The sequence below is a fragment of the Phytohabitans aurantiacus genome, assembly GCF_027923225.1.
Taxonomy (GTDB): domain Bacteria; phylum Actinomycetota; class Actinomycetes; order Mycobacteriales; family Micromonosporaceae; genus Phytohabitans; species Phytohabitans aurantiacus.
This window is the reverse complement of the sequence record NZ_BSDI01000019.1, coordinates 59375-73800: the sequence shown is the minus strand read 5'-3', so window position 1 is coordinate 73800 and position 14426 is coordinate 59375. Positions and strand designations below refer to the sequence as shown.

Sequence of the window (14426 nt, the reverse complement as noted above, 5' to 3'; positions counted from 1 at the left end):
CCCACCCCGTACGCGAGCCCCCCGGCCCGCGCGATTGTCGTTGGCGTTTCTCCCCCAGGGCCTGTCAGCCAACCGACAGGCCACGAACCGCGTGTCATCATAGGACGTGCTCGTCAATGCCGGTACCCGCTGTTGAAAACCTGTGGATAACTCCACGACCTCGGCGTATGCGGTTTTGTGTAGCGGTGGACTATCGCTTCGGAGTCGGAGAACTCCGGTCCGTACACACTTGGCCCGACGTGGCGAAGATATCGGTGCTGTAATACGCAACTACAGTGAAGCAATAACTGAGCCGCGCATTGAGACCATTCACTGTGTACGAGGTTTCGCCCGGACTCACGTTGGCCATCGCCCGGTGCGGCTTGCCCGCCTGCGCGCCCGCCACGATGAAGGGCACCGCACCGTCCGACGGGTCCTTCCAGGTGATCGTGATGACACTGCCCTCGTCGCGAAGCCGCAGGTCAGTCGGAGGGTCGCCGCCCAGCTTCGGCCCCTCGGTCTGCTTGGTCTGCGGCGTGCCACCGTTACTGTCGAGGAAGAGTTGGATGCCGACGAAGCCGGCGGCGAGCACCGCCGCGGCAGCCGCGATCATCGCCGCGACGGTCGCCGCTCGCACCCGCCGTTGCGGTCGCGGCGGATCTTGGCTGCTCTGGTACCGCGGTTGTGGTAGCGGCATTGGTGCGGGGTGTGGTATGGGCTGATGCGGGGGCGGCTGAGGTGGTGCCGGCGATTGGAAAAGTTGTAGATGTGTGATCGACGGCGGATTGTGCTGCGGCTCCGATGACACCGTGAATTCGGACGACTGCGGAGCATCACCTAAATACTCGCGCGCCGCCCGCACCGTCCAGTGATCGTCGCCGAGCACGGCGGGCCCCGCGGTGGCCACCCGCCCGAACGCCCGGCGAGCCTCGTGCCGGTTGCCCAGCTCCTCCGCGACCCCGCCCAGGTCGAACGAGATCGCCAGCATCAGCGGATCGCCGTCCCCATAGCGCAACTGCCCAGCGGCGTACGCCTCCTCCAGCACCCGCCGCGCTGACGCCGGGTCACCGGCCTCCCGATGCAGCCCGGCCAGCGCGTGCGCGGTCGCCAGTACCTCGGGATGATCGTCACCGAGCCCCGGCTTGTACGTCTCGAGCGCATGATCGAGCATGAGGCGGCCGGTGTTGAGATCGCCGGCGTCGCGCAGGGCGTGGGCCTTCTGCTGCGCCGCGGCGAGGGGAGACGGCTGGGACACGCCGGACATGGTATGTCCCGCCCACATCTCGTCTTGTCCCACGGCGGTGATGTCGTTGGCGTCACTTGGGGGGTCGATATGGGCGTCTCCGACGCCGTAGGGCCCGCGGAGGTGACCGTGACGTGGCGATCTCCGGCAGTATGGTGCAGTCTGTCCGGATTGAGCCGGCTGCCCTTTCCAGACAGGGCGCGCCGGGTCGGGCCTAGCTGTGCGTGGCCCGGCACGGGCGTGTACAGTGATGCCCCGTGCGGCCCGCCGGGCAGCTACCGGGCGGTGCGCCGCTGCGGGGCGTCCCGGTAGAGTGGACGCACAGGTCCGGGTGGCGGAATGGCAGACGCGCTAGCTTGAGGTGCTAGTGCCCGTATAGGGCGTGGGGGTTCAAGTCCCCCCTCGGACACGAACCGAATCCCAACGGTGCGGCCCAAGATCGATTTGGGCACGCACCGTTTGTGTTTCTGGGGTGTAGGTCAGGTGTAGGCCGAGGCTGCGGTAGACCTCCAGTTTGTGTTCCGGCTCGGCGTCTCGCAGGGCGGTGACCATGTCGCCGAGTTCCTCGACGATGGCGATCATCTCCTCTTGGGTGATGCGACCAAGATCGTCCGGGGTCTTGGCTGCCGTTGCCGCTTGCTGGCGTTGCTCGGCACGCTTCCGCTCGGCCTGGCTGTCGGCGATCCAGCCGGCGACGACCACCGGGTCCGCACCCGCGTCCAGCGCCGCCCGGTACTGCGCCAGCTTCGCGTCACATTCGGCCGCGGTTGGCCCAGCCGGTGTCGTGGCAGTTGCGGTAGGCATGCCTACCGCTGCCTGGTCGAGCAGCTTGGTGATGGTGTGGCGACGCTGCGAGGGGCCGAACTCGCCGACCAGCCAGGTGTCCAACGGTTTGACCAACATCTCCTCGCGCATGATCACGTTGCGGGGATGGTCGACCTTGTTGGCCAGCGCGTACTCCTGGGGAAATCGGCAGCGGTAGTAGGCGACTCCGTGGGAGTGCTGGCCTTGCATCTTCCGGCCGCAGACGCCGCAGAAGACCAGGCTCTTGAAGACGTACGGATGACGCGACCGGTGCGCCCGCTTCGGCGCGGTGGCGGTGCGAGCCCGCCGGGTCAGTGTTTCCTGGACGCGGTCGAAGTCCGCCTGGTCGACCAGCGGCTCGTGCACCACGTCCTTGGAGACCAGCCATTGGTCGCGGCCGTTCCACCGCATGACCGCGGTGTGCCCGAGGGCGACGTCATCGACGTCGAGCAGCACCTCGTCGGTGCGCTGCTTGTTCCAGACCTGTAGGCCGGTGTACCGAGGGTTGGTCAGGATCACCCGGATGGCGGTCTTGGACCACGCCAGCCCGTCCCGGTGACTATTTCGGGCGCGGTCATACGCGGACGGGCACGGGATGTCGTCACGGGTAAGTGCCTCCGCGATGGCGAACATGCCGAACCCGTCCAGGTACATGGCGAAGATCCGCCGTACGACCGGCGCGGTCTGCGGGTCGGGGGTCAGGCCACGCAGGTGCTTGCCCTGCGCGGCCTTCGCTGGGTTCGGGTGGAGACCGAGGTCTTTGAGCATGTAGCCGTATGGCGGCCGCCCGCCGAGGTAGCGGCCTTCGAGGAGGGTTTGGGAGGCCATGGCGGTGCGCACGCGGACTTTGATCCGGTTCCGTTCGCCCTTGCTCATGCCGCCGAACACGGACATGACCAGGTCGTGGGCCTCGTTGTCCGGGTCGATCGGGCCACCGATTTCGGGCACCCAGAGTTGGACGCCGAAGTGGTGGAACAGCGGCAGGGTGAGCCCGAACTGGTTGCCGTAGAAGGCGCGGTGCGGTTCGCCGATCACCACGGCGGTAAAGCCGCGCCGCGGGTCGCGCAGCGCGGCCAGCAGGCGGCTTGCCTCGGGTCGTCGTTGCCAGGGCAGTGACCGGCTCTGTCCAATGTCGAAGAACTTCTCGACGACTTCCCCGCCGCGTGGGGCGATGAGGTTGGTGGCCAGGGACAGTTGCCAGCCCAGCGACGACTCGGGGTCCTGATTGTCCTCAGTGGACACCCGGCCGTAGAAGGCGAAGCTCAGCTTCGGTGCGTCGAAGCTGAGCCTCGCGAGGTCATGTGTCAGCCGTTCCGGGTCTATAGTCATTCTTCCTCTCCTGAGTTGTCGGTGGTGCCTTCGCGGCGCTTGCGGTGTACCGCGATGAGAAGCCGCAAGAATGCTCGCGCGGCGATCGGGCTGAATTCTGGTGGGTCCGACGGCACGATTACGGACGGCTTTCCATCGGGCTCAGGTGCCGCGTTTTCGTTGCTGTCACAATGGTAGCTTCGCTTGATCGAGCCTGGTCGATCGGCTTTTTTCTCTTTCAGGACGATTCTCTCTCATGCATGTTTTCGACGGTGGGCTACGTTCTCTCCCCACGCTTTTCTCCTCTCTGGTGGGGTTTTGGATTGCCGTGCGCGGACGGCGAAAGGCGTCGGCAAGTTCGGGCAGCGGTGTCATCGCCTGGGTCCTGCTGCTGCGGTCGCTGCCGAGCGGGCGCAGCCGCAGGCGGAGACCTCACGTTCTTCGGGCGTGTCCCGTACGCCGACGTCTCCAGCCTGTACCAGCGCTCGTTGGCGACGGTCCTGCTGTTGCCGGACCGGTACGCGGCGGTTGGGCATGTCACGCAGCGGCTGTTCGAGGCGGTCCTCCGTGGATGCCTGCCGCTCGTGCCAATCAGCATCCGCGACGGGGACCGGTTCGTCCCCGGCGACCTGCTCGTCCACGACGGCGCGCACGTGTTGAGCACGATCACGGAGTTGGCGAAGGTTGCCGGCAGCGACCGGCACGCCAGCCTGCTGGCGCAATGCCTGGATCGGCTCGACCTGTTCCGGCTGTCCTGGCAGCTCAACGTCGTCGTGGACGCTCTCGCCGGGTTGACCGGCCCGGCTCCACCGCCGTCACCTGGGCGCCGGCTACCGTCGCAGGTCATGGACAGGATCGCCATCATCGGCTGCGGCGGCTCCGGCAAGACCGTCCTGGCCCGCCGGCTCGGGGCCGCGCTCGGCCTGCCGGTGACCAACCTCGACAGGCTGTACTACGACGACGGCTGGAACCCCACTCCGGCGGACAAGTTTGCCGCCGCCCAGCAAGAGCTCGTCGCCGGCGATCGGTGGCTGATTGAGGGCAACTACGCCTCCACCCTGCCCATCCGGCTGGCCCGCGCGGACACCGTCATTTTCCTCGACCTGCCCGCCGCGACGTGCCTGGCCGGCATCGTCCAAAGACGCTGGCGCTACCGCGGCGGCCAGCACGCAGACGGCGTCCACGACCGCATCACCTGGTCGTTCATCCGTTACATCCTCGGCTACCGGCGCAGCATGCGCCCCCGCGTCACCGGCCTCATGGCCGAACACGGCCGTCACGCCCGGTTCGTACGACTTACCAGCCGACGCCGGGCAAACCGGTTCCTGCGCCACCTCGAAACGTAAAGCCCCCGGGAGCGCGATATGGCCACGCCGACGAGCCCGTTCACCGACCGCGCCATCGTGCGCGGCCAGTTGTACGCCACCCCGGATCGCCTCAACGACCGGACGAACGCCCTGCGCCGGGCGAAGATCAGCGGCCCGAACGCCGCCGTCACCCTGGCCACGCTCGCAGCCGAGACACTCCCAACCGCGCGGCGGATCATCGACATCGGCTGCGGACAGGGCACGAGCACCCTCCACCTGGCTCGCCAATACCCTGCGGCCGCCGTCTGCGCGGTCGACCTGTCCCCAGCTCTGCTCGGCGTCGTCCGCCAGCGAGTGCCCGAGTGCGAGCAGATCGCCGGTGACTTCCACCATCTGCCGATTGCCTCCGCCAGCATCGACCTGGCCGTGGCCGCATTCTGCCTATACCACTCCCCGCACCCCAGAAGGGCATTGGCGGACATCGCCCGCTGCCTTCACCGGGACGGGCGGCTAATCGTCGCCACCAAGTCAGCGGACAGCTACCGCACCATTGACATCCTGATGTCGCGCAGTGGGCTGGACCCGGAAGCGTCACGACGAGCGAGTCTCTACCAGACCTTCCACAGCGCGAACGCTGGTGTCGTGGCGATCACCGCTGCCCTGCGTGTGCTGCGTCGGGTCGACGAGGTACACACGTTCCGGTTCGCCGACCTCGAGCACCTGGCCCAGTACGCGGCCACCAACCCCAACTATCACCTCGGCCCCGAGCTGACGGCCGACCCGGCGCGGCTCGCCGCCGCGCTACGCGAACGACTGCCCGACACCACGGCAACCACCACCTCCACCGTCACCTACCTCGTCCTCGAACGCCCATGAGCCCGGCCGTCCACACCAAGCACTACACCGACCCGACACGCGGCACCGCCGCGCGCGGCCACCTGCGCTGGCTGACGAGCCCGCCCAGCGGAGTACGCCTGCCACACCTACACCCAGGCGACGGCACAACGCTCATCTTCGAATACGTCGCAGGACCCAATGCGGCGCCCACCGATCTGCCGGCGGTGGCGACCACGCTCGGGCGGTTGCACGCCGCCGCGTACGCCCACGAACTGCGTCACGCCCGCCTCGAACAACCATTTCGCACGGCGACCGGTCTTGTTATCCCTGCCTCGATCCCGAAGCAGTCGCCGAGTTTCGAACGATTCGGTTGACCACTTTGGACCCGCTCTATCGGGAGGACGCAGACGGGAACGACGACTTGTCGGACGACGAGATGGACGACGAGGTCGAAACGGTGTTCCATGACGAGGTGCGAGCCCGCGCCTCCGCTGACCGGCGCCGACTAGATCTGGAAGACCGCAGACAAACGTAGCCCTGCTGGACTGCGAGCGCTGCGGTGAGCCTCCGGACTGTGCGGGTGAGGTTCACTTCCAGAGCCGCATTGCGCCGCCCCGCTGGTTGAGAGTTGGTCGGAGTCGTCGGTTGGTCCCAGGACACAGGCCGTGATCGCTCGACGGGGCTGCCCACGTGCGCGGGGAGGATCGAGGCGTAGGTATCGGCGGTGATGGCGATGCGGAGGTGCCGAGCACGGCTTGGATGTCCCGCGTGTCCTTGGCCATCCTGCTCGCACGGCGGCACCGCCTTCAGTCCATGCTTGCGAGCACCACACGCCGTTACCCTGCGACCGCATCCTGCGGACTTTTAATCCTCACTAAGCGACTTTGTATCCGTTACCGAGCGTAAAACGCCGTCGTCCGGATTCTCGCCCGCTAATCCACGTGGAGGGCGCCGAGTATCGGCAGGTCAGGGTAGTCATCACGGGTCGTAGTCGCCCGACTGGCAGTCGCGCGCTGCTCAAATCCAAATTCTAGGCGTGAATTCCAGCCAGGGTCGTTGGCATCCGAGCACCCACGGAGCACCCATGGGGTCGGGGTTCGGGTCGGCTGGTTCCTCGGTGGTGGCGCCGCCACCGCGGCGGTGCTGCGCAAATACGGTTGATCAAGCCCTACGTGACCTCGAACGCGAGGTTGTACGCCTCACGTCGAAGCTCGGGCATCCAGTCGACCATTTCGGCGGCGACGCGTCGATGCTCTGGATAGGGCAAGGCTCCGGTTGGCGCACGCGGCAGGCGAGCGCGGCATCCCCCTTTTTTTGGGCTTAACCGCATGCCGTCGCGTCACGTCGGGTAGCCCCGACGCCTTGGTCATGCAGCCAGGAACAGGCCGATGACGGCTAGAACGAGTGTAAAAGCGCCGCCGAAGGCCATGCCGCCCGCGATGATGGCGGCCGCGGGGCGCTGACCTGACAGCCACGCCAGGACACCGCCGGCGACACCGACGATGACTGAGAACAGCAGCCCGACCGCGAGCCAGAGCCCGAGTAGGCCGAGGTCGATCTTCACGGTGTCCTCCACCTCGTAGGCGATTCAATAACTCTACATATAGCAGAGAAGGACTATAACGAGAGATCGGTCTCAAGTCGAGCGCGACGAGGTACAGTGGTCTACATGGAGGACATCAGGCTGACCAGCACCACGGTCCTGGTGCTACAGGTTCTTTACGAGCAGCACGTCGTGTACGGGCTTCAGGTAGCACGCGACACCAAGTTGATGACCGGCACCGTGTATCCGATCTTGACCCGACTCGAGCGGGCGGGATGGGTGGCGAGCGAGTGGGAGGCCGGCGATGACGCGGACGACGACCGCGGCGCCCGGCGCCGGTTCTACCGGCTAACGCCGCCCGCCCGTGAACACGTTAGTGAACTGCTTGCCAAGCGGACGCGAGAGCAAGAGCGTGCGCAGGAGCGGGCAGCGCGTCTTCGGCCCATCCCGGGCGTCCAGCCGTAATCGAACGACGACTCGCGAGGACGGATTACGCCCGTGGATCTCCTCTTCAACCCGGCCTTCTGGGTTAGCACACTGTTCACGCTCTTGGTCACCGCCGCCGCTACTAACGTCTTCGGGCGGCTGGCCGACTTCCGCGAACTTCGGGCCAACGAAGAGGTCCAAGCTCTCATCGACGGCGTCGAGACCGTTGAGGGCGGTGCCGAGCTTGCCCGGCGCTGGTCGCGTGCATACGACATCACTCCCCGCCGCTTGCGTCCATGGCGCGCACGGAAGATCGCTGAGGAGGCGCGCGCGTTCCATGCCGCCCATCGCGATGAACACCACACGGGTTTCGCAGAACGGGCTCACTCCGAAAGTGAGGAAGGCGGCGTAGATCAGCCGTTCAACAGCGCCGGACCAACTCCGACAGCAACGGCCACCAACGCGGGCGTGTCCTTGGCGGAGGAGAGCAAGGCAGTCGTCGTGCCGGGCGTGAGCTCGGGCGTGTCCTTAGCGGAGGAGAGCAAGGCAGTCGTCGTGCCGGGCGTGAGCTCGGGCGTGTCCTTGGCGGAGGAGGACAAGGCAGTCGTCGTGCCGGGTCGGACCGCGATCGTCGCGCTCACCGAGGAGGCGAAACCAAGCCCCGAACAGGCAGAAGACCCCGTGGCCTCTAAATCCTCAAGGGCAGTGGTCGAGGCGTTTGCCAGTGTTATGTACCTCGCTGTCGCCGCCATCGCCGGTGGCGAGGAGGGCCGACAAGTCGCCCGCCAGCTCAGGTGGGACCGACCGAACTTCGACGAGCCGTATCACCTGTTCCGCGAAGCCGTTTCGAACCTGGGCGGTGCGTTCACCATCCGGCGGGATCGGATCGTCAGCCGTATGAGGCGCACGCTGCGACGACGACTCCCGGCGCTATCGCCAACGCTCTATGCGCTGGTCGATGCCGTGGTCGCGAGCACATTCTGGTCAACAGCCGTCACAGCAGTGGCCGTGGCTATCCCGTTCGTCGCCTGCTACAACTTCCTACACCGCGCGATCGCACTGCTACTAGTCCTTCCGGCGGGTATGGCGGCCGACCGCGGCAAGGAACGCGCTAGAGCCTGGTGGCGGACGCGGCAAGCGCGTCGACGCCGCCTACGCCCCCCACCGTCGAAGACCCCTCCTCCGCCACAAGGCCCGACAGGACGGCCACCTTTCTAGCCTCGGTGATGCGGTGTCGCCTCATCGATCACGTTGCCCAGGGGCCACCTTTGTGGTGCGGGTGCTGTCCGAGCCAGTGCCGCATTGACTGACCCATGAAAACCTCGCGCTCGGTTCACGGTCGCACTCGGCCACCACGTCCGCTATGTCGACCCGACGCCCGAGGAAATGGCAGCCGCCTGATCAACCGCCATGGCCTGCCCCCAAGCATGGCGAGGTAGGCAGTCGAGACGATGACCTGCCTGGCCTCCGGCGCCTGGGGCGCCCCGACCACCGCCGTCGCGGATCTCACCGGACGCGAACCACACGCGTTCCAGGACTGCCTCGCCGACCACCTCGCCGCGTTCCGCCGGCAGCAACGCCGACGACGGCGGCGAGTAGCAGGACTGCAGCGGCGCGCGGGCTCGGCAGTGGCTGGGATTGATGAGGCTCGGTGGACAGTTGCGTTATCGAATCGCCTCGGCAGCTACAGCGAGGCGGTGCGGCGTCGGTCGAATCTGCGTTGCCGTCCTCGCGAGCAAGACAAGCCAAGCGGGGCGTACCCGTTCGCGATCCCCGCCGCGGTGGACAAATCGGATGCGCTGACAGGTCACGAGGGCGGACGATGGCCCCCAACCCTGACGAACGAGAAGTGAGGTTCCTGCGATGAACGACGCTCCCGACGTTCGCCTGCTCGCGCGGGCCGGCCGGGTGTGCCTGGACCAGGCCGACGCGTTGCAGCAGACCCTGGTCCGGGTGCACGGGGCCATCCCGCCGCCGGGATCGGCGGCCGGTGGCGACGAACGGGCGCTGCTGTCCATGGTGCGTAGCCAGGATCGGCAGAGGTTGTGGGCCGACTGTGTGCTGACTGCCATGCACCAGGGTGTGCACGTCGCCGACCACGTGCGTTCGCTGGGCCTGTTGCTCTCGCACGTGCGGGAGCAGAGCGCACCGGTTTATGCGCACGCCACGCTGGCCCGCGGCGCGGTCGAGTCGGCCGCCTGGCTGCGGTGGCTGCTCGCCGACGGCGAGCCGTTCCCTACCCGGTTCGGTCGGGGGATCGCGCTGCTGATCGAGGACATTGGAAAGGCCGCCCACGCGGCTGAGCAGTTGTCCGGCAAGTCGTATCTGCCAAAGCCGGCGCTCGTCGAGGAGCACAGGAAGCAGGAGCTGCTAGGCCGGCTGGCCGCTGCCCGGATCGAGACAACGCTCAACGCGCCCGGCACGGCGGTCGCCGCCGTCCGCGTCAACCCAACCACAGATCCGATCCCAGTAAGCAGGCCAGTTAGCGGACTGGTGCAGGATGCCTTTGCCGACCTGCCTGCGGTGTACAGCCTGCTGTCTGGGGTCGCGCATGCCCGCCCCTGGGGTCTCGCTGACAGCGCCCAAGTCATTGGCCGTGACGCGTCCTGGCGAGCGGACCCGGTCGTGGTTACCAACTCCGTACTGATTTGCCTGCTCGCCGCGCATCGGACAGCAGCGATCTTCGCCGCCTACCGAGGCTTCCCCGACGACGCGGGCGTGCAGCAGATGCGGCGCCGCCATGACGACCTCGACCGAGAACTGGTCACCTTCGGTCGCCGCAACGGCCATCTCGCCGTACTGCGACGGCCGACTTCTACGTGACCAATACACCGAGTTGGTACTCGAAGCGCTCGGCCCCGATGCCGGCCTTCCGCAGGCCTTGTGGCCGCACGGCCCGATGTAGAAGGAAGGCTGTAGCCCCGCTCCGCCCCTTCGCCATGGCGGTGGGAGCCGATGGACCAAATGGCTCGTCCGTTGTCGGTGTAGAGTCTCGGCGCTGATGGCATATCGCAGCGCCTCGACCTCGGGTTCCGGGCCTTGTCTCAGGCGGTGTCACGGGGGTTGAGTCTCAAACTGAAGGCATTTCCTCGGCTGCCCCGGCGCCCACGTAGTGCCGTAGGGCACCTCCAGAATCGGCCACGCGGGTACGCCCGAGCCACTGGGCACGGGGCCGCTCGGTTCCGAAGGACCGGGACGGCACCCGAGCTCGGGCGTCAGGAGCGTCGAGTTGTGACCACGGCGGCGGGACAAGAGGTACCCGTAATACTTGGCAACCCGCCTGTGCGTGTGCGGGCATGGCGCTTGTTGGGCGGACCACAACTTGCCGCTGTAGGCGGCTGGTCAGCCTTACGGCGTTCGGCCGGTGCCTGGGCGCCCATTCGAGCGCGTAGTCGGCAGGTGCTCCCAGCCAGGTACGCCACAGGTGAGGTTTGGGCTTCCGGAACTTTGTCGGTCTCAGTCATCGCCTCGAAGTTGCGATACTTTCTTCGTGTTCGAGCCGTTCATCAAGGGCGGCATCAGGTGGTCTTTGCCGCCCCATGATGAACAGCAGCGGAGCGTGGTCGTCCAGGTTCTAATCTGGTCGGCCGAGGTCTCCTGGTGGCCAGGCTTCCAGTTGGCTATCGGACCGTAGGTTCCACACCCAGTAGCCGGACGCCGGGATGTGGAAGCCGTCGTACGCGGCGTCGAACTCGTCCCGACTGACCGTGTTGGTGAACGCATAGTGGAACTGCTCCTTGGCGAAGCCCACCGCGCAGTGTCGGTTACCGGGTTATTGACGATCGGGAACAGGGACTTGATCTGGGACGGCGGATTAACCCGCCGCCCTCGGGTGGCGCCGAGTCGATCACCGCAGCGGCGGAGCCCAACCCGCGATTGACCAGGAATGGGTGATGGTCTCGCCGAAAAAAGTGGGCCATGATGATCGGTGGACGGTCCTCGAACTACGCCGCTGCTATTCGTCGCTCGTCGGGTTTGTGTTGGCGCGTCGTCGCTGCAGTGGCTGCTTGGTCGAGAGGCTATTGCGGCGTTATCACGACGGCATGGTGACGCTGGCCGATACCTGACTGAAGGTGCGACCTTCTGTGGCTTCGGCGGGATCCTAGATGCATGCCCACCGAACTGGCATTCCAGGCCGACACCATGATCCAGCCGGGCGATCCGGTGTCGCTTGGCAGGGCTCTGGTCCGGCCGTATGAACGGATCCGGCTGCTCGCGCTCTGCCCGTACGACGCGCAGGCCGACGTGGAGGTCGTGCTGACCCACGTGGTTGGCGAGGGCGGCGCCGGCCCGCTGGACCGGATTGTGCTGGTGCCGGGCAGTCTGCTCAATCGGGTGTACGACGTGCCCGGCGAGGTCCTCGCCGTGACCGCCACCTCGATGGCGGACGCGCCGACCGGCGCGATCGTCTACCTCTGGGGTTTCCGCTCGGGTGAGGGCTCGCCACCGGCCCCGCCGCGGCCGGCTCCGGTGACCGCCCTACGCATTAGCGCCGTCCTCGGCGACGGGGCCGGCACCGTGCTGGAACCGCTAGGCGCGGGCGTATTGGTTGCGGTGGACGGCGGCCCGATCGAGATGACCGACGACTCCGGCGAGGTTACCGTCCCGGTCGAGCCGGGGACCCATCAGATCAAGGCCGACCTGCCCAGCATGCTCGTAGGCATCACCGCGGCCGAGGCGGTCGCCGGTAGCACGACCAAGGTGACGATCGCGCTGGTGGAGTCAGCAGACCGGACCGAGCCGGTGGACCTGAACGTCGCCGAGCTGGTCAACGGGGCGCTGCCGCTGGACGCCGCCACCATCACAATCGGCTTCGCCCGACCCGACGGGAGCCCGGTGCACATCGAGACTGCGGTGCAGGTGGAGGCGTCGGCAGCGGGCACCGTCGAAGACCTGACCGACTACTTCACGGTGGACGGCGGGACCCTGATCGCGACCGGAGCGTCCGCGACAAACGTGGTGGCCGTGATCGCCGGCCTGACCAGCGACGCCCGGCTGTACGCGCGCGCAATGGACGCCGACGGACATGTTTACGAGGACGACGTTGTCGTGGGGGCCGGTGTTTATCGAGTCGAAGGTCTCCTGGTCGCGCCAGCCTCGGCGATCGACCTGCCGCTAACCGGCCTCACCATTTCCTCCGAGTCCGCCAACGGCACGCAGAACCAGGTGGAAAGCGCGGCGGACGGCACGTTTTTGCTCGCCGACCGGCCCGGCGGGATGATCGCCGTACGGGTCGCCACTGAGCACGACGGCCGGGTGTTCACCGCCGAGGCGCTGTTCCCGGTCGACGGCGACAAGCAGCTGACAGTGCGCCCGCTCACCACCGCGGACGTGCAGGCCGGGGTCGCCGAGTTCGAGGTCGTGAGCCTCGCGCCGCCGCCGCTGTCCCGCTCCGCGGCCCGGTCAGAGCCCGACACGCCGGCGCCGATCACTGCTCTGTCTGCCGACGCCAGCGTGTCTGTGACGGCCGTCGGCGAGGGACAACGGGTCACTGCGGTAGAGACTGTCACCGTCCCGCAGGGCACCGGCACGGTGCTACTCGACTACGCCGTGAGCACCGCCGAGTACCCGAAATGGGTGCTGGAGCAGAGCCGGTTCAACGACACATGGGACGTCCTCCTGCTGGCGGACGGCGGCACCGTACTGTTCCGCCTTGGCCGCTGGGTGAACAGCCAGCTCTGGACTGCGCCGACCTGGAACGCGACCGGCGGCACTGGCACTTACCAGGAAGAGATCGACGTGTCAGCTCTGACCGCCGACGCCGACGCCGGTCTCACGCTGCGGGCCTCCGCCACCAACATCGGCGATGACCTCCTGCCCACCCAGCTCGTCGCCGCGATCGCCGCGGTGCGCCGGTTCGCTATCGAGAGCGTGGACTGGCCGGACCCGGACCGGTTCGTCAGCATCCCTCGTCCCGGCGTGAACAACACTTTCCCCCGCCGGCTTTCCGTCCAGTACGCCAAGCCGGAGGACTATCAGCTGACTGGCCTGACCGTCGAGCTGTTGGACAGCACAGGTACGGCACTGCAGACGATATTTGATGGCGGCCTGGACAGCCCCCGGGTGACGCTCGTTGGTGACGACCGGCTGGAAGTGTTTGTCACCTTTGACCCGGGGGCGCCAGCCTGCGAGGTGGAGTCGACGCCGCCGCCATCCGACACCGTCGGATACCGCGTAGTGCTTCGCGGCACCGACGAGAACGGCGCCGCGAAGGAGACCGATCCAAAGGACCACACCGGCCTCGTCGCGCTATGGCGGATGCCCGACAACATGCCCCGGTACTCCCGGCGCGAGCTGGGCGGCGACGACTGGTCGCGGCGGTTTACCTACGAGTGGCTCGATGCGCATCGGCTCACCATCACCGCGGTCAACGACATCTCTGGCGAGCACGGCGGCTATTTCAACCCGCACACCAGCCACCGGCAGGGCTACGACATGGACGTCTTCCACCCGCTGCCGTTGCTCCCTCCGGGGTCGTCCGGGGGCCAGAACTACTTCGCCCTGGCCGCCCTGAGTCGACGCACGCTCGCCGGCGACCAGGTCGCGCTCGGACAGCTCAAAGGCTGGGTCGCCTATACCCGGCAGTGGCTCGACGCGATGATCGCGGACCCGGACGTGTTAAAGATGTGGTACCTGCACGGCTTCGGCGACACCTTCTCCGGCGTAACCGAGCTGCGCGCCGGCTGGGGGGAGGAACTGCTGACCAGCGGCGGGTACGCCGGGCCTGGCGGCCACACGATCGACCTCGGCCTGGGCTGGTGGCCGAACCGCACCAGCACAAAAATCGGCTTCGACAATGGCCACAACGACCACGTGCACGTCCGGCTGCGGCCGGCCCCGTGACCTGGCCGGCCACAGTGAACTCGCGCCTTTATAGGAGTCTGTCAACTTCCTGGCCGGTGGGTTGCGGACGGAGGAAACCCGACCAGACAATCGCGGGATCTCCACTAACCCCGAATTGCTTTTCTCATTCGCAAGA

11 protein-coding genes and 1 tRNA gene are annotated in these 14426 nt (G+C 67.1%); 8 read left to right on the top strand and 4 right to left on the bottom strand.

Annotated elements, in window-relative coordinates:
- Positions 1–190: 190 nt before the first annotated feature.
- Positions 191–1234 carry a fibronectin type III domain-containing protein gene (locus QMG73_RS20825; RefSeq protein ID WP_281898114.1) on the bottom strand — a complete coding sequence of 348 codons (1044 nt, stop codon included), beginning with the start codon at positions 1232–1234 and terminating at the stop codon, positions 191–193.
- A 313-nt stretch (positions 1235–1547) separates the two neighbouring features.
- Here QMG73_RS20825 and QMG73_RS20820 point away from each other — a divergent pair.
- Positions 1548–1631: transfer RNA gene (locus QMG73_RS20820), tRNA-Leu, on the top strand.
- On the opposite strand, the gene QMG73_RS20815 is transcribed toward QMG73_RS20820, so the two are convergent.
- A complete protein-coding gene (locus QMG73_RS20815; RefSeq protein WP_281898112.1) occupies positions 1613–3355 on the bottom strand; it encodes a recombinase family protein in 1743 nt (580 codons plus the stop codon). The genes QMG73_RS20820 and QMG73_RS20815 overlap by 19 nt on opposite strands.
- 467 nt (positions 3356–3822) lie before the next feature.
- Between QMG73_RS20815 and QMG73_RS20810 the strand changes: the two genes are divergently transcribed.
- The 3 genes from QMG73_RS20810 to QMG73_RS20800 are packed head-to-tail and all read left to right on the top strand — an operon-like array spanning position 3823 to position 5852.
- A complete protein-coding gene (locus QMG73_RS20810; protein WP_281898111.1) occupies positions 3823–4680 on the top strand; it encodes a hypothetical protein in 858 nt (285 codons plus the stop codon).
- An 18-nt stretch (positions 4681–4698) separates the two neighbouring features.
- Positions 4699–5517 carry a class I SAM-dependent methyltransferase gene (locus QMG73_RS20805; protein WP_281898110.1) on the top strand — a complete coding sequence of 273 codons (819 nt, stop codon included), beginning with the start codon at positions 4699–4701 and terminating at the stop codon, positions 5515–5517.
- On the top strand, positions 5514–5852 hold the full coding sequence (locus QMG73_RS20800; RefSeq protein ID WP_281898108.1) for a hypothetical protein: 339 nt from the start codon (positions 5514–5516) through the stop codon (positions 5850–5852). Before QMG73_RS20805 ends, QMG73_RS20800 begins: the two co-directional genes overlap by 4 nt.
- A 992-nt stretch (positions 5853–6844) precedes the next feature.
- Here the strand turns inward: QMG73_RS20800 and QMG73_RS20795 are convergent.
- The gene (locus QMG73_RS20795) at positions 6845–7042 is read right to left on the bottom strand and encodes a hypothetical protein (RefSeq protein WP_281898107.1); all 198 of its coding nucleotides are present in this window, start codon (positions 7040–7042) and stop codon (positions 6845–6847) included.
- 105 nt (positions 7043–7147) lie between these two features.
- On the opposite strand from QMG73_RS20795, the gene QMG73_RS20790 reads away from it, so the two are divergent.
- The 3 genes from QMG73_RS20790 (at position 7148) to QMG73_RS20780 (ending at position 10270) form a co-directional block, all read left to right on the top strand.
- On the top strand, positions 7148–7486 hold the full coding sequence (locus QMG73_RS20790; RefSeq protein WP_281898106.1) for a PadR family transcriptional regulator: 339 nt from the start codon (positions 7148–7150) through the stop codon (positions 7484–7486).
- A 33-nt stretch (positions 7487–7519) separates the two neighbouring features.
- Positions 7520–8665, top strand: coding sequence for a hypothetical protein (locus tag QMG73_RS20785; RefSeq protein ID WP_281898104.1), 1146 nt, complete (start codon positions 7520–7522; stop codon positions 8663–8665).
- Between the two features lie 645 nt (positions 8666–9310).
- Positions 9311–10270, top strand: a complete 960-nt coding sequence (locus QMG73_RS20780) for a hypothetical protein (protein WP_281898103.1) — start codon at positions 9311–9313, stop codon at positions 10268–10270.
- 751 nt (positions 10271–11021) lie between these two features.
- Here QMG73_RS20780 and QMG73_RS20775 read toward each other — a convergent pair.
- Positions 11022–11198 carry a hypothetical protein gene (locus QMG73_RS20775; protein ID WP_281898102.1) on the bottom strand — a complete coding sequence of 59 codons (177 nt, stop codon included), beginning with the start codon at positions 11196–11198 and terminating at the stop codon, positions 11022–11024.
- Positions 11199–11557: 359 nt separating this feature from the next.
- On the opposite strand from QMG73_RS20775, the gene QMG73_RS20770 reads away from it, so the two are divergent.
- Positions 11558–14290: a hypothetical protein gene (locus QMG73_RS20770; protein WP_281898100.1), complete on the top strand. Its 2733-nt coding sequence runs from the start codon at positions 11558–11560 to the stop codon at positions 14288–14290.
- Positions 14291–14426: the final 136 nt, after the last annotated feature.

What these genes read in the sequence shown, in the direction of transcription:
- QMG73_RS20780 (WP_281898103.1), top strand. Translation starts at nt 9,311, where the DNA reads ATGAACGACGCTCCCGACGTTCGCCTGCTCGCGCGGGCCGGCCGGGTG.
- QMG73_RS20800 (WP_281898108.1), top strand. Translation starts at nt 5,514, where the DNA reads ATGAGCCCGGCCGTCCACACCAAGCACTACACCGACCCGACACGCGGC.
- QMG73_RS20805 (WP_281898110.1), top strand. Translation starts at nt 4,699, where the DNA reads ATGGCCACGCCGACGAGCCCGTTCACCGACCGCGCCATCGTGCGCGGC.
- QMG73_RS20770 (WP_281898100.1), top strand. Translation starts at nt 11,558, where the DNA reads ATGCCCACCGAACTGGCATTCCAGGCCGACACCATGATCCAGCCGGGC.
- QMG73_RS20815 (WP_281898112.1), bottom strand. Translation starts at nt 3,355, where the DNA reads ATGACTATAGACCCGGAACGGCTGACACATGACCTCGCGAGGCTCAGC.
- QMG73_RS20790 (WP_281898106.1), top strand. Translation starts at nt 7,148, where the DNA reads ATGGAGGACATCAGGCTGACCAGCACCACGGTCCTGGTGCTACAGGTT.